The organism is Streptomyces sp. NPDC057307 (assembly GCF_042667665.1).
In the GTDB taxonomy this organism is placed as follows: Bacteria; Actinomycetota; Actinomycetes; order Streptomycetales; family Streptomycetaceae; genus Streptomyces.
Genome location: NZ_JBHUZM010000004.1, coordinates 116979 through 138018 on the forward strand (window position 1 = coordinate 116979; position 21040 = coordinate 138018).

General features: G+C 70.8%; 20 protein-coding genes. 14 read left to right on the top strand and 6 right to left on the bottom strand.

Features of this window, described 5'->3' with window-relative positions; all coding sequences use genetic code 11:
• The first annotated feature begins 55 nt into the window (after positions 1-55).
• On the top strand, positions 56-859 hold the full coding sequence (locus ACFUN8_RS03015) for a hypothetical protein (protein ID WP_383630508.1): 804 nt from the start codon (positions 56-58) through the stop codon (positions 857-859).
• Positions 860-1022: 163 nt separating this feature from the next.
• The gene (locus ACFUN8_RS03020) at positions 1023-2795 is read left to right on the top strand and encodes a hydrogenase maturation protein (protein WP_383630510.1); all 1773 of its coding nucleotides are present in this window, start codon (positions 1023-1025) and stop codon (positions 2793-2795) included.
• Positions 2796-2883: 88 nt separating this feature from the next.
• Here the strand turns inward: ACFUN8_RS03020 and ACFUN8_RS03025 are convergent, their stop codons facing one another.
• Entirely contained in the window at positions 2884-3372 is a 489-nt protein-coding gene (locus ACFUN8_RS03025) for a GNAT family N-acetyltransferase (RefSeq protein WP_383630512.1), read from the bottom strand.
• A gap of 203 nt (positions 3373-3575) precedes the next feature.
• Here ACFUN8_RS03025 and ACFUN8_RS03030 point away from each other — a divergent pair, with 203 nt between their 5' ends.
• From ACFUN8_RS03030 to ACFUN8_RS03040, 3 genes are all read left to right on the top strand, one after another.
• Complete coding sequence (locus tag ACFUN8_RS03030; protein ID WP_383630514.1) at positions 3576-4202, top strand: dihydrofolate reductase family protein; 627 nt, start codon at positions 3576-3578, stop codon at positions 4200-4202.
• Positions 4203-4292: 90 nt separating this feature from the next.
• The gene (locus ACFUN8_RS03035) at positions 4293-4631 is read left to right on the top strand and encodes a YciI family protein (RefSeq protein ID WP_383630516.1); all 339 of its coding nucleotides are present in this window, start codon (positions 4293-4295) and stop codon (positions 4629-4631) included.
• A complete protein-coding gene (locus tag ACFUN8_RS03040) occupies positions 4628-5890 on the top strand; it encodes an RNA polymerase sigma factor (protein WP_383630518.1) in 1263 nt (420 codons plus the stop codon). Before ACFUN8_RS03035 ends, ACFUN8_RS03040 begins: the two co-directional genes overlap by 4 nt.
• On the opposite strand, the gene ACFUN8_RS03045 is transcribed toward ACFUN8_RS03040, so the two are convergent.
• Positions 5874-6998: an asparaginase gene (locus ACFUN8_RS03045; RefSeq protein WP_383630520.1), complete on the bottom strand. Its 1125-nt coding sequence runs from the start codon at positions 6996-6998 to the stop codon at positions 5874-5876. The two genes, ACFUN8_RS03040 and ACFUN8_RS03045, sit on opposite strands and share 17 nt — an antisense overlap.
• Before the next feature lie 261 nt (positions 6999-7259).
• A complete protein-coding gene (locus tag ACFUN8_RS03050; RefSeq protein WP_383630522.1) occupies positions 7260-8786 on the bottom strand; it encodes a S1C family serine protease in 1527 nt (508 codons plus the stop codon).
• A 269-nt stretch (positions 8787-9055) separates the two neighbouring features.
• Here ACFUN8_RS03050 and ACFUN8_RS03055 point away from each other — a divergent pair, with 269 nt between their 5' ends.
• The 3 genes from ACFUN8_RS03055 to ACFUN8_RS03065 all read left to right on the top strand — a co-directional run bounded on the left by ACFUN8_RS03055 (position 9056) and on the right by ACFUN8_RS03065 (position 11801).
• On the top strand, positions 9056-9913 hold the full coding sequence (locus ACFUN8_RS03055) for a glycerophosphodiester phosphodiesterase (RefSeq protein WP_383630524.1): 858 nt from the start codon (positions 9056-9058) through the stop codon (positions 9911-9913).
• Positions 9914-10030: 117 nt separating this feature from the next.
• Positions 10031-10597 carry an ATP-binding protein gene (locus tag ACFUN8_RS03060; protein WP_383630568.1) on the top strand — a complete coding sequence of 189 codons (567 nt, stop codon included), beginning with the start codon at positions 10031-10033 and terminating at the stop codon, positions 10595-10597.
• A gap of 223 nt (positions 10598-10820) precedes the next feature.
• The gene (locus tag ACFUN8_RS03065) at positions 10821-11801 is read left to right on the top strand and encodes a DUF5926 family protein (RefSeq protein WP_383630526.1); all 981 of its coding nucleotides are present in this window, start codon (positions 10821-10823) and stop codon (positions 11799-11801) included.
• Between the two features lie 281 nt (positions 11802-12082).
• Here ACFUN8_RS03065 and ACFUN8_RS03070 read toward each other — a convergent pair whose 3' ends face one another.
• Both ACFUN8_RS03070 and ACFUN8_RS03075 read right to left on the bottom strand, forming a co-directional pair.
• Positions 12083-12610: a hypothetical protein gene (locus tag ACFUN8_RS03070; protein WP_383630528.1), complete on the bottom strand. Its 528-nt coding sequence runs from the start codon at positions 12608-12610 to the stop codon at positions 12083-12085.
• Positions 12611-12831: 221 nt separating this feature from the next.
• Complete coding sequence (locus ACFUN8_RS03075) at positions 12832-13515, bottom strand: bifunctional DNA primase/polymerase (RefSeq protein WP_383630530.1); 684 nt, start codon at positions 13513-13515, stop codon at positions 12832-12834.
• Positions 13516-14035: 520 nt separating this feature from the next.
• Here ACFUN8_RS03075 and ACFUN8_RS03080 point away from each other — a divergent pair.
• On the top strand, positions 14036-15556 hold the full coding sequence (locus ACFUN8_RS03080; RefSeq protein WP_383630532.1) for a PP2C family protein-serine/threonine phosphatase: 1521 nt from the start codon (positions 14036-14038) through the stop codon (positions 15554-15556).
• A gap of 155 nt (positions 15557-15711) precedes the next feature.
• Positions 15712-17253, top strand: coding sequence for an aminopeptidase P family protein (locus ACFUN8_RS03085; RefSeq protein ID WP_383630534.1), 1542 nt, complete (start codon positions 15712-15714; stop codon positions 17251-17253).
• Positions 17254-17353: 100 nt separating this feature from the next.
• Here ACFUN8_RS03085 and ACFUN8_RS03090 read toward each other — a convergent pair whose 3' ends face one another.
• The gene (locus ACFUN8_RS03090) at positions 17354-17839 is read right to left on the bottom strand and encodes an ATP-binding protein (RefSeq protein WP_383630536.1); all 486 of its coding nucleotides are present in this window, start codon (positions 17837-17839) and stop codon (positions 17354-17356) included.
• Positions 17840-18031: 192 nt separating this feature from the next.
• Between ACFUN8_RS03090 and ACFUN8_RS03095 the strand changes: the two genes are divergently transcribed.
• The 4 genes from ACFUN8_RS03095 to ACFUN8_RS03110 all read left to right on the top strand — a co-directional run bounded on the left by ACFUN8_RS03095 (position 18032) and on the right by ACFUN8_RS03110 (position 21033).
• The gene (locus tag ACFUN8_RS03095; protein WP_383630538.1) at positions 18032-18880 is read left to right on the top strand and encodes a hypothetical protein; all 849 of its coding nucleotides are present in this window, start codon (positions 18032-18034) and stop codon (positions 18878-18880) included.
• Positions 18881-18988: 108 nt separating this feature from the next.
• On the top strand, positions 18989-19825 hold the full coding sequence (locus ACFUN8_RS03100; protein WP_383630540.1) for a YcnI family protein: 837 nt from the start codon (positions 18989-18991) through the stop codon (positions 19823-19825).
• Positions 19826-19894: 69 nt separating this feature from the next.
• Positions 19895-20557 carry an SCO family protein gene (locus ACFUN8_RS03105; RefSeq protein WP_383630542.1) on the top strand — a complete coding sequence of 221 codons (663 nt, stop codon included), beginning with the start codon at positions 19895-19897 and terminating at the stop codon, positions 20555-20557.
• A gap of 32 nt (positions 20558-20589) precedes the next feature.
• A complete protein-coding gene (locus ACFUN8_RS03110) occupies positions 20590-21033 on the top strand; it encodes a copper chaperone PCu(A)C (RefSeq protein ID WP_383630570.1) in 444 nt (147 codons plus the stop codon).
• The last annotated feature ends 7 nt before the right edge of the window (positions 21034-21040 follow it).

Consider the following 21040-nt stretch of genomic DNA (forward strand, 5'->3'; position numbering starts at 1 on the left):
AGGTGAGTCGGGGAACGCCGGGTGAGCCGGGAAGGCCGGCTCCTAAGCTGACCGCATGGTGCCCGTGTCCGTACCCGTACATGCCCTCGCCCATCGGCCGTTGACCGTCGCGGCCGTCGCCGAACTCGTCGCGCTGCCGACGGCGCCGCTCCTCCCCGACAACGACTTCGACACCGTCGACGCGGAGCTTCGGCGACGCGGATGGAGCTGGGAACACGAGTTGGTCTGCGACTCCTACCGCACCGGACACGGGCATGTGCTGTGCACCGACGACGCCGATCCCTTCGGGCACCCGGACGCCCGGCACTTCCTGGTCTTCGGCGAGCTGTACCCCGTCGACCCGGACGACGAGAGCGTGGGCAACGGGCCGTGGCTGTACGACCTGATGGATCAATGGCGGGAGCAGCCGGGCTGGAGTGAGCGCAGGCCGTCCACGTACGGAGACTGCGAGGCCGTACTCGCGGAGTCGGCGCGTGCGGTGACCGAGCACCTCGGTACGGCCCCCGAGCGGACGATCGTGTCGTCAGCGGCCGTGGTCACCGGCCCCGCGATGACGCACCGCGTCTGGCGCACCTCCACCCATGCCCTGGTGCTCGGCCCGGCGGCCGACAACGGGCCCTACGGATACCTGACGCATCTCCAGCTGTCGTACACGCCGCTCGCCTGCGGCCCCGAGCTGCCCACCGCGGACGCCACGAACACCGCGGACGCGACGAACACCGCGAACACCACGAACGCCACGGACGCCACGGACGCCACGGACGCCACGGACGCCACGGACGCCACGGAAGATGAGACCGCGGATGAGACCGACACGGCCAGCCTCGCCAAGTGGATCACCGCGCACGTCGACTGGTGACCACGGTCTCCGCCGGCACCACCCACCCGCCACGCGGCCGTAATTCCATCCGGACCGGGGCCCGCCGGGCGGGGCTTACCGGTCTCGCCGACGAGGGTGGGTCATGATCGGCGACTGTCGGCGTTCGGCCGGCCCGCCCGGGGGCGGCGTAAGGGAGATTGCCGTGGACATCCTGCTGGTCGCGAGTGCCTTCAACAGTCTGACCCAGCGCGTCTTCGCCGAACTCGGGGACCGCGGGCACTCCGTCCGCGTGGAACTGGCCCTGGGCGACGAGCCATTGCGGGACGCCGTACGCCGTACCGCCCCGGACCTGATCGTCGCACCCATGCTCAAGACCGCGATCCCGGCCGACATCTGGTCGAGCCGTGTCTGTCTGATCGTCCATCCGGGACCGGTGGGGGACCGCGGGCCGTCCTCCTTGGACTGGGCCGTGCACACGGGTGCCACCGACTGGGGGGTGACGGTCCTGCAAGCCGCGGCGGAGATGGACGGCGGGGATGTCTGGGCCTCCGTTCCGTGTCCGGTGCCGACCGTCGGCAAGAGCGACCTCTACCGCAACGAGGTCTCCGACGCCGCACTTGAGGCGGTGCTGCTCGCGGTGGAGCGCTTCGCCTCAGGGACGTACGTTCCGCGGCCGCAGGACACCCCGCGTACGGGGGCGAGGCCAGGCGCGTGCGCTCGGCCGTACTTCGACCAGAGTCTGCGGCGCGTCGACTGGGCCTCGGACCCGACCGAGACCGTCCTGCGCAAGCTGCGCGGGGCGGATTCGCAGCCCGGTGTGCTGGACGAACTCCTCGAAGAGGAGTGGTACCTGCACGGCGGCCACGCCGAGGACACCCTGCGCGGGCGGCCTGGGGAGCTGGTGGCCACCAGGTCCGGTGCCGTCTGCCGGGCGACCGTCGACGGGGCGGTGTGGATTCCCGAGCTGCGCCCCCGCCGTAAGGCGGGCGGCCCGCCCACGTACAAGCTGCCGGCGGTGCTGGCCCTCGGCGACCGGATGCCGGCGCTGCCGGAGATCGCCGCGCCCTGGGAGCTGCCCGAGGGCCGGCGTACGTGGAGCGACATCCGCTACCGCGAGGCGGGCCCGGTCGGCTTCCTCTCGTTCGCCTTCGCCGGCGGGGCGATGAGTACGGAGCAGTGCCGGCGCCTGCTCACGGCGTACCGGTTCGCCTGCGCACGGCCGACCACGGTGCTGGTACTCGGCGGCGGCCGTGACTTCTTCTCCAACGGCATCCACCTGAACGTCATCGAGGCGGCCGCCGACCCCGCGCGGGAGTCCTGGGAGAACATCAACGCCATGGACGACCTCGTGGAGGCCATGCTGACCACGACGGACCGGCTGCTCGTGAGCGCGCTGGGCGGCAACGCAGCGGCGGGCGGCGCGATGCTGGCCCTGGCCGCGGACGAGGTCTGGTGCCGGAGCGGAGCCGTACTCAACTCGCATTACCGGCTGATGGGGCTGTACGGGTCGGAGTACTGGACGTACACGCTGCCCCGCAGAGTGGGACACGAGGAGGCGGAACGCCTGACGCGCCGCGCCCTCCCGGTGACGGCTTCCCGGGCGTACGGGATCGGGCTGGTGGACGTCGTCGTCGAGAGCACACCTCAGGACTTCGGCGCGGCGGTCGCACGCCGCGCGTCACGTCTCGCGTCGGCACCGGGGACGCCACAGCGCATCGGCGAGAAGAAGGCGGCGCGCGAACGGGACGAGGCGGTCGCGCCGCTGAGCACGTACCGGGAACGGGAACTGGCCGAGATGCGCGCCACGTTCTTCGATCCCGACGCGCCGTACCACGCGCTGCGGGCCGCCTTCGTACAGAAGACGAAGCCGTCGTCGACCCCGGAGCATCTCAGGGCTCCCACGGATCTCACGGATCTCAGGCATCTCACGACTCTCGGGGCCGGGACGTCGCCGGTGGTCGGCCAAACCTGGTGATCAGGGGAGTGCTGCGGATCTCCGGCTGCTGCGGATCTCCGCCGGGCCGGCCCCTCGTCCAGGCGGTAGATCTCGAACCGTGCTCCTACTAAAGAGGCCGTTCGAAGCACAGCGAATTGTCCGAGTCCGCGTAGTGACCGAAGGCCGGGATGGGTTCGTAGCCGGAGCGCGTGTAGAAGCGGACCGCGTCGGGCTGGGCATCTCCCGTCTCCAGACGGAGACTTGACCACCCCTGGTCACGCGCCCAGTCCTCCAGCGCGAGCAGGACGCGCGAGGCGACGCCCGTGCCGCGCGAGGCCGGGGCGACGTACATGCGCTTGATCTCGCCGACGCCACCCGCGCCGGGATCGCCGCCCGCACCGCCCCCACCGTCCGCGCCAAGAGCGCGCAGCCCACCGCAGCCCACCGCGGTCCCGTCGTCCTCGTACGCCACGAAGAAGGCCGCGATGTCCGCCTCCGACGGTGGAACGCCGGGTTCGCTGTCCGGGGTCCCGTACCGCTCGGCGATCTCGACCCGCTGGCACGCACGCAGGGCGACGGCGTCCGGGTTGTCCCACTCGACCTGTTCGATCTTCATCCGGCGAATTCTGCTGAACGCTTGTTTCGAGTGGGTGAAGCCGGTGGCACTCAGTCGATCCGCGAACGTGTCCCCCGCCGCGGGTTTCCATGCCCGGCGCGATATTGGTCTCTCTCGCCTGTCGATCGCGGGCCGTCCCGTTCGCCGTTGTCAGTGAGGCCGCCGACAGGTGCGGCTCCCGCGTACGAACGAAGGAAACGCGCATGCGAAAGCTGATGGTCACCACATTCGTCACTCTCGACGGGGTCATGCAGGGCCCCGGTGGCAGTGACGAGGACCGGGACGGCGGGTTCGAGCACGGGGGATGGTCCGTGCCGCACTTCGGTGCGGATCTCATCGAGCGGATGACCGACCTGGTCCACCGCGCCGACGCGCTGCTCGTCGGGCGCAGGACGTACGACATCTTCGCCGCCTCCTGGCCGCTCGCCGAGGCCGACGACCCGATCGGGTCGAAGATGAACAGCATGCGGAAGTACGTCGCGTCGCGGACACTGGAGACCGTGTCGTGGCAGAACTCGACCCTGCTGACGGGCGACGTCGCCGAGGCCGTCGCCGGGCTCAAGCAGGGCGACGGCGGCGAGATCCAGGTGCACGGCAGTGGTGATCTGATCCAGACGCTGATCGCGCACGACCTCGTGGACGAGTTCCACATGCTGGTCTTCCCGGTGCTCGTCGGCTCCGGCAAGCGCCTCTTCGGGAAGGGCACCGTCCCGGCCGGGCTGAAGCTCGTCGACACCGCGAGGTCCGAGAGCGGTGTCGTCATCAGTACATATGCGCGCGCCGGCCAGGTCGAGTACGGGGCCATGGGCCCGGAAACCGGCAACTGGTGACCGGCGACCGGTAGCGGACAACTGGTAACTGTTGACCGACAACTGACAGCCGACAGCCGTTGAGTCGAGCGGACCGAAGGGACGAGCGTCATGCCGCAGTACGCGATTCTGATCTACGAGAAGGAAACCCCGGGCGGCGTCGCCGACATCCCGCCCGACGTCATGGAGGCCAACATGCGCGCCGGCGAGCGGATCGCCGCGATGGGCGTGCGCGTCGTCCACGAGCAGGGGCTCGAACCCAGCGGGGCCACGCGCACGATCCACAAGGACGGGCTGGTCACCGACGGGCCGTTCATCGAGAGCAAGGAAGTGATCGCCGGGTTCTTCGTGGTCGAGACCGAGGACCTCGAAACGGCGGTCGCCGTCGGCAAGTTGCTCCCGATCATGGACGGCGCCGTCGAGGTACGGCCCCTGCTCCCCGTCGAGTGACCTCGGTCCGCCGCGCCGTCGAGGACGCGCACCGTCGCGAGTGGGCCTCCGTGCTCGCCGCGACGGTGCGTGTCACCCGCGACCTGGACCTGGCGGAGGAGTGCGTCCAGGACGCGTACGCCGCCGCCCTCGTCGACTGGGCGCGCGGCGGTGTACCGGACAGGCCCGGCGCCTGGCTGACGACCGCCGCCCGGCACAACGCCCTCGACGCCCTGCGCCGCGCCAGGAGCCTCCGGTCGAAGCTGCACCTCCTGATCGAGCCGGAGGTGGGAGCGGATGCGGATGCGGAAGCGAAGACCGAACCCGGAGGCCCCGCCCCCGACGACCGGCTCCGGCTCGTCTTCCTCTGCTGCCACCCCGCCCTCGCCCCAGCCGCCCAGATCGCCCTCACCCTGCGCCTCGTCTGCGGCCTCCCGACCCCCGACATCGCGCAGGCGTTCCTCGTCTCCGAACCCACCATGGCGGCCCGCATCACCCGCGCCAAAAAGAAGATCGTGGCCGCCCGCATCCCGTTCCGTATGCCCGCTCCCGCCGAGCTGCCCACCCGCCTCGACTCCGCCCTCACCACCATCCATCTGCTGTTCACCACCGGCCACACCGCACCCGCCGGCCCCGCGCTGACCAAGGACGACCTCGCCGGGCGCGCGCTCGATCTGGCCCGGCTGCTGCACGCCCTCCTGCCGGACGAGCGCGAGGTACGGGGGCTCCTGGCGCTGCTCCTCGCCAACCACGCCCGCCGGGCCACCCGTACGACCGAGGACGGGCGCCCGTCGCTGCTGGCCGAGCAGGACCGTACGGCCTGGGACCAGGACGCCATCGCCGAGGCGCACGAGCTGGTCCTCGGCGCGCTCCGGGGCGGCGCCCCCGGCCGGTACGCGCTCCAGGCCGCCATCGCCGCGCTGCACGCGTCCGCGCCGACGTACGCCGAGACGGACTGGGACCAGATCCTGGTCCTGTACGACGCGCTGCTGACGATCTGGTCGTCGCCGGTGGTCGCGCTCAACCGGGCCGTGGCCGTCGCCATGGTCGACGGACCGGCGACGGCGCTGGCCGAGGTCGAGGCGCTCGAACAGGACGAGCGCCTCGCCGGCTACCGCTATCTGCCCGCCGTCAAGGCCGATCTGCTGCGCCGCCTCGGGCGGGCCGAGGACGCCGTCGTCGCGTACGAGCGGGCCGTCTCCCTGGCCGACAACGACGCCGAACGCGCCTTCCTCACCGACCGCCTCGCGGAGAGCCGCGCGGCTATCCGTGCTTCGTGAACTCCGCCGTCCCCAGCGTCGTGAACCACGAGCGGATCTTCGCCACGTCGTCCGTCTTCGCCAGCGAGAGCAGCAGCAGAATGCGCGCCTTCTGCGGGCTGAGGTCCGCAGCCCCGACGACCGCGTCGTCCCCCTCGCCCTCGTCGTAGACGGCGCCGTTGCCCGTACGCGTGGTGGACGCGAACACCACGCCCTGCTTGGTGGCGTCGGTGCGGGCCGCCGACATGGACGACGAGATGCCGCCCGCGCCCGTACCCGCCGTGACGACTCCGTCCGCGCCCGCGTCGGCGAACGCCTTCACCGCCTCACCGCCCGCGCCCTGGTAGCTGAACGCGATCTCGACCTTCGGCAGGTCCTTCTCCGCGATCCCGCCGACGTCGAACGGGGTACGCCAGCTCGACCTGCCGCACTTCTCCACCCGCGCGGGCGCCCTGTTGATCCGCACGCGCTCCTGGTCCACGACCCCCAGCGCCCCGCTCGCGCCGCTGTTGAAGGTGTCCATGCGCAGCGCGTCCGTCTTGCGCACCTCGCGCGCCGCCTGGATCTCGTCGTTGAGCATGATGACGCTGCCGAAGCACGTCGTCTTACGGCTGGCGGCGAGCTGGATCGCGTTGTACAGGTTCGCGGGACCGTCCGTACCGAGGACGGTCCACGGGCGCATCGCCCCGGTCAGGATGACCGGCTTGTCGCTGCGGACGGTCAGGTCGAGCCAGTAGGCGAACTCCTCCATCGTGTCCGTGCCGGTCGTGACGACCGCCGCGTCATTCGTACGGAGGGCCTTGTCGACCGCCAGGGTCAACTGGCGGAACTCGGCTATGGAGTAGCTGCCGGAACCCTTGTTGCCGAACTGCACGGTGGACACGTCGGCGATCTCGTTCACCTCCGGCTTGAGGTCGCCGACCAGCTCGGAGATGGGGATCTTGCCGGACTGGTAGTCCTGGAAGTCCACCCTGCTCTGACTCACGCCGGCGATCGTTCCGCCGGTGCCGATGACGGCCACCTTCGGGCGCTTGGCCGGGGACTTGTCTCTTTCGGCGGCGGTGGCCGTGCCGGCGGTCAGGGCAACGACCGCCGTCAACAAGGCGGTTCGACGCAGGATTCCTCGCATGCCGTACCTCTCCCAGACGGACTGAACGGGCTGATCACGCCAGATCTGGGAGAAACGTGACTGAGGCATATTTCGCGCCACAGCCGTCGCCGTTAAATCAGCGTTTCGCGCAGGGACAGCGGGAGGTGCAGGGACAGCGGGAGACGCGGGGACAGCGGGAGACGCGGTGACAGCGAGAGATGCGGGGGACAGCCGGAGACGACGGATGGGGCGCCCGAGTGGGCGCCCCATCCTTGAGGTCGGACTCTTGTCGCGCGTCTCCTACTGCGTATCGCCCTTGCGCTCGCCCAGCGTCACGTCCACCTGCGACTCCTTGCCGCCTCGCGTGTACGTGATCTTGATCTTGTCGCCCGGCTTGTGCGTCCAGATCTCGCTGATCAGCGTCGGTCCGCTGTCGATCGGCACGTCGTTGAACTTCGTGATGACGTCACCCGACTTGAGCCCCGCCTTCGCGGCCGGTCCGTCCGGCGTCACCGCCGGGGTGCCGCCCCCGCCGTCGCCCGAGATCGTCGCGCCGTCGCCGCCCTCCGACATGGAGACCGTCGCGCCGATGACCGGATAGACGGGCTGCCCGGTCTTGATCAGCTCGCCGGCGACCGTCTTGGCCTGGTTGATCGGGATGGCGAAGCCGAGGCCGACCGAGCCCGACTGGGCCCCGCCGCCTCCGCCGCCACCGCCCGAGGGCTGGATGGCCGAGTTCATGCCGATGACCGCGCCCCGCGCGTCCAGCAGCGGACCGCCGGAGTTGCCGGGGTTGATGGACGCGTCGGTCTGCAGGGCGCTCATGTACGAGTTCTTGTCGCTGGAACCGTCACCGGAGGCCACCGGGCGGTTCTTGGCGCTGATGATGCCCGTCGTGACGGTGTTGGAGAGCCCGAACGGCGCGCCGATCGCGATCGTCGAGTCGCCGACGGCCACCTGGTCCGAATTGCCCAGGGCCAGCGGCTTCAGCCCGGACGGCGGGGCCTTCAGCTTCACCACGGCGACGTCGTAGCCCTCGGCGCGGCCGACGACCTCGGCCGCGTACTCCTTGCCGTTGGAGAACGTCGCCGTCAGGTCTCCGCCGTCGGCGGCCGACGCCACCACGTGGTTGTTCGTGAGGATGTGGCCCTGCTTGTCGTAGATGAAGCCCGTGCCCGTACCGCCGTCGCCGCCCTGGGCCTGCGCCGTGATGGTGACGACGCTCGGGAGCGCCTTGCCGGCCACCGCCGCCGTACTGCCCGCTTCGCGCTTCAGCGCCGGGGCGTCGGCCGCGGAGACCGTGGTCGAACCACCGCTGACGCTGTCGTCGTTGTTGCTGTCCGCCGCCCAGTAGCCGATCCCGCCGCCGACCACACCGGCGACGAGCGCCGCCGCGAGCACCGCGGCGATCAGCCCACCGGGGCGCTTACGGGACGGCTGCGGCCCGGACGGGGACGGCTCACCCCATCCGCCACCGCCACCGCCTCCGTAATGAGGCTGCGACGGCGGGGGCGGGGGCGGCGGCCATCCCGCGTCGGGGGCCGAGCCGGTGGATCCCGCCGTGCCGGGGAGGTACGCCGGTACGGCTCCGGGCAGCTGCGTCGTGGGCTCGGCTCCCTGACCGGGCTCGCTGGCCCGGCCGGGCTGCTCGGGGTACGGCGGCGGGGTCTGCTGCTGGGGGGCGCCCTGGTGCCGCGGGGGCTGGTGGCGCTGATCGTGGGTGAACTCCCCCGGAGCGGAAGCGGGTGTGCCCTCGGGAGCGGCAACCGGCACGGGAGGTACGGACGGGGCGGACGGGACCGCTGTGCCCTCGTTCTCGGTGCTCACAGTCTTTTACTCCTCGGTTCCACATCAGTCTTCGGCAAGAGTTCCGCTGTTTTCCGCCGCGTTCAGGTGTCGGTACATGACCTTCGACATGTACACGTCTCTCGTACGTCGCTGCCCTCAGCTTTTCCCACAGCACGTCAGGCCACGGTAAGCAGGACCTGTGTGTCTCCCCACCATCCTTTATTACGGGGCAAACGGGACGCATCCGCAGTACGTCCCGGGAGGGGCACCGCCCCACGCTTACCCCGTCTCGGTGACACCATGGCGGGGTGACTCAAGCACGGCAGCACAGCATCCAGGTCGTCGCCCACCGAGGAGCCTCCGAGGACGCCCCTGAACACACTCTGGCCGCCTACAAGAAGGCCATCGAGGACGGCGCCGACGCACTGGAATGCGATGTACGGCTGACCGCCGACGGACACCTCGTGTGCGTACACGACCGCCGCGTGAACCGCACCTCCAACGGACGCGGCGCCGTCTCCGCCCTGGAGCTCGCCGATCTGGCCACCCTCGACTTCGGCTCGTGGATGGAGAACATGGACAGCGAGGAGAGCCCCGACTGGAAGGACCGCTCCCTCACCTCCGTACTGACGCTCGAACGCCTGCTGGAACTCGTCGCCGACACCGACCGGCGCATCGAACTGGCCATCGAGACCAAACATCCCACCCGCTGGGCCGGACAGGTGGAGGAGCGGCTGCTCCACCTGCTGGCGCGCTTCGGACTCGACGGCGCGGCATCCGGCAGGCCGTCCGGCGGGTCGTCCGGCCGATCGCCGGGCGGGGCACCCGATCCGTCCCCCGTGCGCATCATGAGTTTCTCGGCCCGGTCGCTGCACCGCATCGCCGACGCCGCGCCGCAACTGCCGACCGTCTATCTGATGCAGTTCGTCTCGCCCCGGCTGCGCGACGGACGACTGCCCGCGGGCGCCCGGATCGCCGGGCCCGGCATCCGGATCGTGCGCAACCAACCGGGCTATGTGGAACGGCTGCACAAGGCGGGGCACCGTGTCCATGTCTGGACGGTGAACGAACCGGAAGACGTCGAACTCTGCGCGAACCTCGGAGTGGAGGCAATCATCACCAACCGCCCCAAACAGGTGCTGTCCCAACTGGGACGCCTTGCCTGACTTGTCGGGCATTGGGGAGTACGGAGGGTGACCTGGAGTGCACCGGCGCGTTCGGTACGTGTTCGACCCTGTTGAGTGCGTCACTGACCTTCCCTTGGCCGGTTTCCGGTCCAGGCCATTGGGGCATTCACACCGTGGCGTGGGGCAAAGGAGGTCTCGGGGGTGGCGTTTGTGGTGGCACAGGAAGTGCCCACGTCGTCGAGCATGGCCGTTCCCCATGGCCCTGCGGGCGTGGGACAGGCAAGGCATCGGATGCGCGACCAGTTGCGCGGGCGAGGGATGCCGGACGCGGTCGTCGACGATGCCGTACTGATCCTCTCCGAACTGCTCAGCAACGCCTGCCGGCACGGCAGACCGCTGGGGCGCGCGGAGATCGGTGACGGCGACGTACGCGCCGCGTGGGAGGTCGACGGCGCCGGCCGGCTGACCGTCGAGGTGACGGACGGCGGCGGCCCGACCCGACCGGTTCCGGCCACACCCTCGGTCACCGCGCGCGGCGGCCGCGGACTGAACATCATCACCTCGCTCGCCCAGGACTGGGGCGTACGGGACAGCTCGTCCGGCGAGGTCACGGTGTGGGTGATCGTCACCGAAGGACACCGCCACGAGGATTTCTCTACGCGCGTCGCTGTCCCTGAGCTGGACTTCGCCGACACGTTCGACCCGGTCGACGACCTGAGCTGACGAACGGGCCGACGGACGGGCCGGGCGAACGAGCGGGCCGGCGAACCGGTACGCCCGGCGGGCACGCGTCACGCGGTACGCACGGCGGCCACGGAGCCCGTACGCGACCCTCGTAAGCCGCCCCCACCCGCCCTCCCCCGATGGGGCGTTGCGCCCACGGCAATACGCGGTACGGCTAGGCTCGCGCCCGACACCGCACTGCCGCTATCGGGAGAAGCCCACCATGGCCAAGAAGCGCCCCCAGACCAAGGCCGCGAAGGCTCAGTCCGCGAAAGCTCAGCTCACGGACGGGCCAATTCCGGTCGTGGGCGCGCGCGAGCCCTGCCCGTGCGGCTCGGGCCGCCGCTACAAGGCCTGTCACGGCCGGGCCGCCGCACAGGCCGTCACCGAGCTGGTCCAGCGCCCCTTCGACGGGCTGGCCGGCGAGTGCGACTGGATCGCGCTGCGCGAGCTGGTGCCCGCCGCGACCGCCGAACTGACGCTCAAGGGCGGCCTGCCGGACGGCGTACCGTCCGTGACCCTCGCGACCGTCCTGCCGATGGCCTGGCCCGCGCTGCGCCGCGACGACGGCTCCGTGCTGCTCGCACTCCAGAACGACACCTCCTCCGGCGACCTCAGCCGCGACCTCGCCGACACGCTCCGGCGGGCGCTGAGCGCGGAGCCGGGCAACCCGGTCGCCGCGCAGCGCGTTCCGGCCGACGGGCCGCGTCTCCAGGACCTGCTGGACCCGGAGGCCGACTTCGCGCCGGTCGTCCACCCGGGCTTCGAGTTCTGGGTGCCGGACGCCGAGAACGCGACCCCCGAGGTGACCGCGTCGCTGGAGCGCGCCAACGCCGCCGCGATCCCGACGGTGAAACTCACCGGCACGGACGCCGCGTACTGGTGCGAGACACCCGACAAGAACCACCTGCGCTGGGTCATGCCGCACCCCGAGGAGAAGCTGCTCGACGCGCTCGCCCGGCTGCACGCCGCCGGTACGTCGAGCCTCGGCGAGGGCACGCGGCTGGTCGGCTCCTTCCGGGCGCACGGGCTCACGGTGCCGGTCTGGGACCTGCCGAGCGCGATGCGCGCCGAGGACTGCGAGAAGCCCGCGGCGGAGCTCCAGGAGCGGCTGACGGCCGCCCTGGCGGTGGACGCGCCGCTGACCGGGGACGAGCGCCGGGCGCGCGGCGGGCTCACCAACCGCCAGGTGACCCTCAGCTGATCCTCAGCTGAAGCTCAAGAGATTCGTCGCCCACGGTGACAGTCGTCACAACTGCCCGTACCGGCAAGTAATTTCTTGTCCGAATACATCAGATCGAATTTGCCAACCGTCGATCTCTTGTTACCGTTCTAGAAGTCCGGTCGCTGGTGCATCCCCCGTCGCCAGCGACCGGGCGTCTTCGTTCCCCGGCGGTGTTCGTGCAATTTCCGGAGTGAAGACTGCAGAGTTGTCGCGCCGTTGCGCGCCTCTCGGCCGTCGCTTCCGTGAACCGACCGGGAATCTCAACTGGCCGACGGAGCAGCCGAGTTGCTGCCGGATCTGAGCAGCAGCGGCCCGGTCCCGTCGGTACTTCCCGCGAACTCCGCGACCGCCCAGTACCGTGCGGGCTTTCCCGACGTGCGTTCACGCGGAGTTTCACAAGAACCCGGCTCGTCGCCGTCTTCCACCGCGCAGTGGGACTGCACGGTCCGCCCGCCGGGCCCCATCAGGCTCAGCACGGAACGCAATTCCTCACCTGACGCATTCCGGTAGTACGTACGGCCCCAGGTGTCCCCGTTCTCGGTGAGAACGCAGGTCTGGGCCTCGATCCCGTCACGCGACGTGAGCGCCGGGCCGCAGCGCTCGACGGCTGCGGCGTCGCCGTTCTCCGGGTCCTGGCCGGTGACCGGGGGCGCGGCACGGGGCGCGTCGGGCCCGGAGCGGGTCGTGGGGCCGGTCGCCGGACCGCCCGCGGGGCCCGCGGACGCGGCCAGCGGCAGCAGGGCGGTGAACACCACCAGGGTGGCGAGCCCGATCACACGGAGATTCATGGGGCCCACCTGCCGCTGCCGGGGAGATCTTGACCGTCGGCCGAAGATATCGGCGGAATCGGGCCACCCGGCGCGCCGCGCGCCCATTTCCCGTACAACTCGGGCCACCTCGCACCCGTACGAGTGACAGCCACCACGCAAACCGGGCCGCGCCTCGAAGGCGCGGCCCGGGATGTCGGTGCCTGTCTCGGTGCCTATGCCGATGCGTAGGCACCCTGTGCTCAGTACGCGAGTCTGCTGCCGCCGTCGGGCGCGCTCGTGCTCGCCTCGACCAGCGCGTCCACGACCGCCTCCACGTCCGGCAGCCACGGCGACGCCGAGCCGGGCAGTGGCGCCCGCTCCCAGCGCACCTGACCGCCGACCGCCTCGGACGGCGGGAGCACCAGATAGCCGCCCTCGCCGTGGAAGCGGAGCGAACTGGGCACCCAGTCCTTGGCGAAGAGCAGCTCGCCGAGCCGCTCCAGGGTGTACGGGGCCACCAGCAGCGACCAGCGCGTGGGTGTCGCCACGACCGGGCCGAGGCGCATCCCCATCTGGTCCAGTGCCACCAGCGCACGCTCCCCGGCGGCAGCGGGCAGACTCACCGCGCACGGCGCGGTGCCTCCGGTGGCCATCACGATCGGGGCCGTGGGCCGGTTGGCCCACCACCAGCGCACCATGCGCTCGTCGGTCGTCGCGGCCAGCAGGCCGGGATCGAAGGGGTGTGCGCCGGGTACGGCGCACTCCGGGTCCGGGCAGGCGCAGCCGAGGCCACGATCGCCCCGGCCGCCGGACGTCTTCAGGCCGGCTCCGGGGAGTACGGGCCACCGCCACGCCGTGGCGCACGTCAGCGCCGCTTCGAGTGGGGCAGGCATCCCCTTGCGCCTGAACAGGAGCCTGCGTCGCCTTCCGAGGATCTCGCGCATGAGCGCTCGTTCCTTTCCGTTGAACGCCGAGGTCCACATGCCACACCGGTCAATCTGTGTGCATGGCTTCACTGTGCGTATCGCTGTGCGTACAGTCGACGCATGTCGTCGACGCTCCGCCGCCCCTTTGGACGGGGCACAGTCGGACTTCGCCAACCTGCGGCTGGGCTCACCGCTCCTGGGCCGAACGCAGTCTGTCTTCGTTAACGCGTAGCGACGGGTGGCGCACTCAATGGTCTGTCGGTCTCGCTGTGACAGCCCCGCCACTCCGGGATGGCGCGCGGGCTACGGCGGTTAAGACGCCGAAGCCGTCCGTCAGGTTCCGGGGCCGTCCCAACTGCCCCTGTCCGTCACCGTTTACGTACCCATCACGTGCGGGATGACGCTCCTCCACGATGTCGCCTGCGCTTCACCGGGGAGGCTCCTGTCGAGTTCCCTCAGTCGATCGCAGAATACTGCGCTGGGGTCATTTTCTCGCCAAGATAACCGTCGCACAGACACCAGTGGTTCCGCCAGGACAATGCTGGACATCGCCTCAGTTGTGCGTGTACATGTGGATGCACTGATAGTGGCGCAGTATCACCTGGTGGTTTGCGATGCTATTGCGCGAAACGCACCAGTCAGAAAGCCGGTTGCCATGAGCGCTCCGCACATGCCGAAAGTGGCTGGAATCGATTCAGCAGTTCCGGCTCCCGCGCACACTGCCCCTCCCCTCGACGAGTCCGCCGGCGCACCCGTGGTCATGATCCAGGACCGGCTGGCCGGCTGGGTCTCCGACCTGACCACCCTCCACGAACTCACGGAACGCCTGGCCAGGACCAGTTCGCTGGACGCCGCGCTCAACGAGGTCGTACGGGCCGGAGCCGCCCTCGTCGGCTCCTCGCGCGGTCTGGTCGTCCTCGAACCGGCGCCCCACGCGGACGAGCACATCCCCTGTGTCACCGTCGGACTCGGCCTCAGCCACGGCGACCTCGGCCAGTTGGAGACCGTACCGCGCGACGCGACCTCCTACGGACGGCTCCTCGACGACACCACGGTGCCCGGGACCGCGGCCGAGTCCGTCGGCGACGTGCTCGGCGACCCGGACCTCGACCCGCTCCACCGCGACGTGGCCCGTCGGCTCGGCTACGGCGCCACGTACGCGGTCTCCCTCACGGCCGAGACGGCGGGCCGGATCGGCGCCGCTGTCTGGTTTTACGACGAACCCGCCGAACCGGTGGAAAGACAGCGCCATCTGGTGGGTCTCTACGCCCGGTACGCCGCCGAGCATCTGGCGCGCCTCCTGGAGCTGCGGACCGCCCGCGCCCGCGAGGCGACGATCGCCGACGAGCTGCTGCCCAGCAGGCTCCCCCGGGTGCCCGGCGTACGGCTCGCCGTACGGCACCGCACGAGCGGGCACGACGGCGGCGACTGGTACGACGCGCTGCCGCTGCCCGAGGGCGCGCTGGGGCTGGCCGTCGGCTCGGTGAGCGGGTCGGGACCGAGCGCCCTGGCCGCCATGGGACGGCTGCGCGCCTCCCTGCGGGCGTACGCGGTGATGGAGGGCGAGGACCCCGTCGCCGTACTGTCCGACCTCGAACTGCTGCTCCGGCTGACCGAACCGGCCCGCACCGCCACCGCGCTCTTCGCCTACGCCGAACCGGCGCTGCGCAAGATCGTGCTCGCCGGGGCCGGGCACGCGCCGCCGCTGATCGTGGGGGAGCGGCGTACGGAGTTCGTCGAGACGACACTGTCGGCGCCGCTGGGGATGCTGTCCTGCTGGGAGGCGCCGAGCGTCGAGCTGTCGCCCGCGCCAGGAGAAACGGTGCTGCTGTACACGGACGGGCTGCTGCGGCGCACCGGCGACCCGATGGACCGGGCCTTCGCGCGGCTGCACGCGGCGGCCGCGAGTGTGCCCAGGAGCCTGCGGGACGATCCGGGGGCGATCGCCGACCACGTGCTGCGGCTGGTACTTCCCGAAGGGCTCGACGAGCCCGTCCCCGGCGGCCGCCCCGACGGAAGCGCGGAGGACATCGTGATCCTCGCCGCCCTCTTCGACTGAACCGGACCGACCCCCTCCGGCCTGTCCGCCCTGGCGTCCGGCCGTCCTTTCCACCGTCCGCCGAGTTGTCCACAGGCCCCCTGGCCAGTCTCCCGTACAGACATACGATGGTGCCGGGACCCGAAAGGTCCAATGTCGTACAGAGGAGGCAGACCGTGGCCGAGGAGCTCATCCCGGAAAAGCCGGAGACCCCGGAATCGCTGGGAAATCAGGACACAGTGCTCGATGACGCCGACGAGGCGTCGGCCGAGAAGCCCGTCAAGAAGCGCAAGAACGGCCTGTACATGAGTGTGTCCGACGAGCTGGCCGAGAACATGAAGTCGGGCTGGGCCGACACGGAGCTCCATGACCTGGAGCCCCTCGCACAGGCGACGCACACCGCGGCCCGCCGTGCCGAGCTGTCCGCGCGATTCCCGGGCGACCGCCTGGTGATCCCCGCCGGCGGCCTGAAGACCCGGTCCAACGACACGGAGTACAGCTTCCGTCCCTCCACGGAGTACGCGTATCTCACCGGCGACCACACGGAGGACGGCGTCCTCGTGCTGGAGCCGGTGCCCGGCGGCGCCGGCCACCGGGCGACCATCTATCTCACCCCGCGCTCCAACCGGGGGAACGGCGAATTCTGGCTCGACGGCCGCCAGGGCGAGCTGTGGGTCGGCCGCCGGCACTCGCTCGCCGAGGCCGAGCAACTGATCGGCCTGCCCGCTAGGGACGTCCGGGAGCTGGCCGGGGCGCTGCGCGAGGCGACCGGCCCGGTGCGCGCCGTCCGCGGGCACGACGCGGCGATCGAGGCCGCGCTGGCCGACAAGGTCACGGCGGAGCGCGACGAGGAGCTGCGCGTCTACCTCTCCGAGGCCCGCGCGGTGAAGGACGACTTCGAGATCGGCGAGCTCCAGAAGGCCGTCGACTCGACCGTCCGCGGCTTCGAGGACGTCGTACGGATCCTCGACAAGGCGGAGGCGACCAGCGAGCGCTACATCGAGGGGACGTTCTTCCTGCGCGCCCGCGTCGAGGGCAACGACATCGGCTACGGCTCGATCTGCGCCGCGGGACCGCACGCCACCACCCTGCACTGGGTGCGCAACGACGGGGACGTGCGCTCCGGCGATCTGCTCCTGCTCGACGCCGGCGTGGAGACCCACACCCTCTACACCGCCGACGTCACCCGCACCCTGCCGATCAACGGCCGGTTCGACGCGCTGCAGCGCAAGATCTACGACGCGGTGTACGAGTCGCAGGAGGCCGGTATCGCCGCGGTGAAGCCGGGCGCGAAGTACCGGGACTTCCACGACGCGTCACAGCGCGTGCTCGCCGAGAGGCTGGTCGAGTGGGGCCTGCTCGACGGGCCGGTCGAGCGGGTCCTGGAGCTGGGTCTGCAGCGCCGCTGGACGCTGCACGGCACGGGGCACATGCTCGGCCTGGACGTCCACGACTGCGCGGCCGCGCGGACGGAGGCGTATGTGGACGGGACGCTGGAGCCCGGCATGTGCCTGACCGTCGAGCCGGGGCTGTACTTCCAGGCGGACGACCTCACGGTGCCGGAGGAGTACCGGGGCATCGGGGTCCGGATCGAGGACGACATCCTGGTCACGGAGGACGGCAACCGGAATCTGTCGGCCGGGCTGCCGCGTACGTCCGCCGACGTCGAGGCGTGGATGGCGGCCACCAAGGCCACCCCGCCCACCGAACAGGGCTGAGACCGGGGGCCGTCAGCAGGCCCCCGGCGGACAGTCGTCGGCCCGGTCGCGCGTGACGCGCGGCCGGGCCTTCGGGTTCGTGTGCGCCCGTTCGTGAGGGTCAGACTCCGGCGGTCGTACCGCCCAGGGCCACCAGCGGGGTCTCCTCGCGCCACTTCAGGATCTTGTCGAAGCTGATCACCGCGCCCCGCCCCGGCCTGTTGCGGCAGTGGACGTGGTCGGCCAGTTGCTCGATCAGCGACAGCCCCCGCCCGTCCTCGGCGGTCGGGGCGGCGAAGGCGGCCGGCCGCCGGACGGACCGGCGGGAGGGGAATCCCGGGCCGGAGTCGGACACTTCGATACGGCACTTCTCGCCGTCCAGATACGCGGTGACCCGGTACGCGTCCGACGCCTTGGACGGGGCGCCGGGCCCGTCGTCACCGCCGTGCTCGACGGCGTTCGCGCAGGCTTCGCTCAGTGCGACGGACAGATCGAAGGAAATGTCGGGGTCGACGCCCGCGGTCTCCATCGTGCCGATCAGAAGACGGCGCGCGAGCGGGACGCTCGCGGCTTCGCGCCGCAAATGGAGGGACCACCAGATGCTCATGCTCCAGCCTCCTGGCCACAGCTCGACATACCGATACGTATTGCCCCTGGGGACGACTCGTAAGCACATGGATCGCGTGAAACAACTCATTCGGCGGACGCGCATGACCCGTCCGCCGTTGTAAGGGACAGAGAGTGATCTTCCGGACCTGCCGTATGAAGCCGCCGACCGCAGTGCGATGATGACCCGGCCATGCCGGATCGTGTCGTACGCGCCGGGGCCGGTCTGCGGCTCCTGAGGGCCGCGGTGTTCACCGCGGTCTGTGTCGTGCTGTCCGGGACGGGACATGTGCTCGCGGCCTGTCAGGCCGTCCCCTGGTGGACGCTCGTCATCGGTTTCGCCGGTGTCTTCGCCGTGGCCGCGCCGCTCGCCGGACGCGTCCGTTCACTGCCCTCCATAGCGCTCGCCCTGACGGGTGGACAGCTCGCGCTGCACGCCCTGTTCGGGATGAGCCAGCACCACCTCACGATGCGCGCCGGCGCCGACGACGTACTGGTGCGCATGGCGGCGAAGCTGATCTGCGGCGCCGGCCCGGCGTCGCTGAGCCCCGTCGACGCGCACCGCATCGTGACCGACGCCGGGATCGACCCGGCCACCCTCGGCGGCGCGGCCGCGCAGGGCGGCCACCTGCACGGCGGCACGTCCGCCGCAACGGCCGCCCAGTCGGCGGCCGATGGGACCGGCGGCGCGGCCGGGCTGCTGCCCGAGCTGCCCAGCCTGCCCATGTTCCTCGCGCACCTGCTGGCCGCCCTCGCGACCGGCTGGCTCATGCGCCGCGGCGACCTCGCGCTCGCCCGGGTCGCCACGCTCTCCTCCCAGGGCCTCGGCGAGGCCGTCGCCGACAACGCCCGGCTGCGGGCGCTGCGGGCCGCCCTCGGTCTCGTACGGGCCCTGCACGCCGGCCTGCCGGTCACGCCCGCCCCGGGACGGCTCGCCCGGCCCGCTCCCCGCCGTGACACTCCGCCGTCGTACACGGAGGAGACGCTGCAGCATTCGGTGATCAGGCGCGGCCCCCCGGCCGTACTCACTCTCGCCGCCTGACGCGACGACACGCCCCGTACGTAGTACGGAGGGCAGTGACGTCGCGATGCCGACGCGTATCCGCGCGCGGCTCACCGTCTCCCCCACACCTGTGGAGTGTCTCCTGTCATGAACGCCTCTCGTACGAACACGTCTCGTCGCGGTGTCTCGCGGCTGTCCACCGCCGGTCGTACGCGCGTCGCGCGCCGCGCGGCAGTCGTCGGCGGCGTCGCCGCGTCCGCCGTCGTACTGCTCGCCGGTCCCGCCCTCGCGCACGTCGGTGTGCAGCCGGTCGGCGAAGCCGCCAAGGGCGGTTACGCCACGGTCAACTTCAAGGTGCCGAACGAGCGCGACGACGCCTCGACCGTCAAGCTCGAAGTGAACTTCCCGACCGAGCACCCGCTGGCGTCGGTGTCGCCGCAGGCCGTTCCCGGCTGGAAGATCGTCGTCACCAAGAGCAAGCTCGCCAAGCCGATCGAGCTGCACGGCAAGCAGATCACCGAAGCCGTCTCGAAGGTCACCTGGACCGCCACGGGCGACGGCGTCGAGTCCGGCTACTTCCAGCAGTTCCCGCTCTCCATCGGCCAACTGCCCGAGGACGCCGACCAGTTGGTGTTCAAGACCCTCCAGACGTACGACAACGACGAGGTCGTGCGCTGGATCGACGCGCCGACCGAGGGCGCCGAGCCCGAGAGCCCGGCGCCGGTCCTGGCGCTGACCGCCGCCACCGAGGACGGCCACGGCGCGGCGGCCGATGACAAGGACGACGCCAAGGGCGCCGCCCACGCCTCGGACGAGGGCGACGGCAAGGACGGGGCCGGGGAGAACGCCGCCTCGTCCGACAGCAGCGACGGCACGGCCCGCACCCTCGGCATCGTCGGCATCGTCATCGGCGCCGCCGGTGTGGCCTTCGGCGTCCTGGCCGGCCGCCGCCGTACCTCGTCCGACAGCACCCCCGCCAGCTGATCAGCGGGCGCGGGCCCGCCGCTGGGCCCGCGCCCGGAGCCCCGTACTCCACCAATGGGAACTACCTCCATGCGCAAGAAGACCGTGCTCACCGCCGCCGCACTCACGGCGGCCCTGGCACTCACCCTGTCCGCCTGCGGAAGCGGCGGCGACGACGACGCGTCGAAGCCCGTGGCCGACGTCTCCGCCCAGCCGAAGACGCAAGCGGCGACCGTGCTCGACAAGCCCTTCGAGAAGCCGAACCTCGTCCTGAAGGACACCAAGGGCAAGACGTACGACTTCCGCGAGGAGACCAAGGGCAAGCCGACGCTGATCTACTTCGGCTACACGCACTGCCCCGACGTCTGCCCGCTGACGATGAGCAACATCGCCATCGCCAGGAAGGCGCTCCCCAAGGCCGACCAGGACAAGCTCCAGGTCGTGTTCGTCACCACCGACCCCGAGCGGGACACCTCCGCCGAACTCGCCAAGTGGCTGCCGAGCGCGGGCGATCCGTCGTTCGTCGGCCTCACCGGCGACTTCCCGACCATCCAGGCCGGCGCGCGCCAGGTCGGCATCGGTATCGATCCGGCGACGAAGGAGAAGGACGGCACCGTCGTCTCCATGCACGGGGCCCAGGTCATCGCGTTCTCACCGAAGACGGACGGCGGTTACGTCCTGTACGGCGAGGACACGACGGCCGACGACTACACGAAGGACCTGCCGAAGCTCATCAAGGGCGAGAAGCCGTGAGGGGGCGGGGCGGCCGTCCCGTCGCCGGGGCGGTGCTGGTGTCGCTGGTGTCGGTCGCGACGCTCGCGGCGCTGGCGGGGTGCTCGTCGGCGGACGCCTCCGAGGACAAGCCTCAGTTGAAGGTCACCGGGGCGTTCATGCCGCAGCCCGTCAGCGACATGGCGTCCGGCTTCCTCACGGTCACCAACAGCGGTGGCGCGGCGGACAGACTCACCTCCGTCACCAGCGACATCTCGGACGACGTGACGATCCACGAGACCAAGGACCAGAAGATGCGGCAGGTGAAGTCCTTCGACATCCCGGCCGACGGCGAGCTGAGTCTGGATCGCGGCGGCAGCCATCTGATGTTCATGGGCCTGAAGAAGGAACTCGAACAAGGCCAACGGATCTCCGTGGAACTGCACTTCGAGAAGACCGACCCGATCAAGGTCGACCTTCCCGTCAAGGAGACCACCTACAACCCCACGCGGCACTGAGGGACTG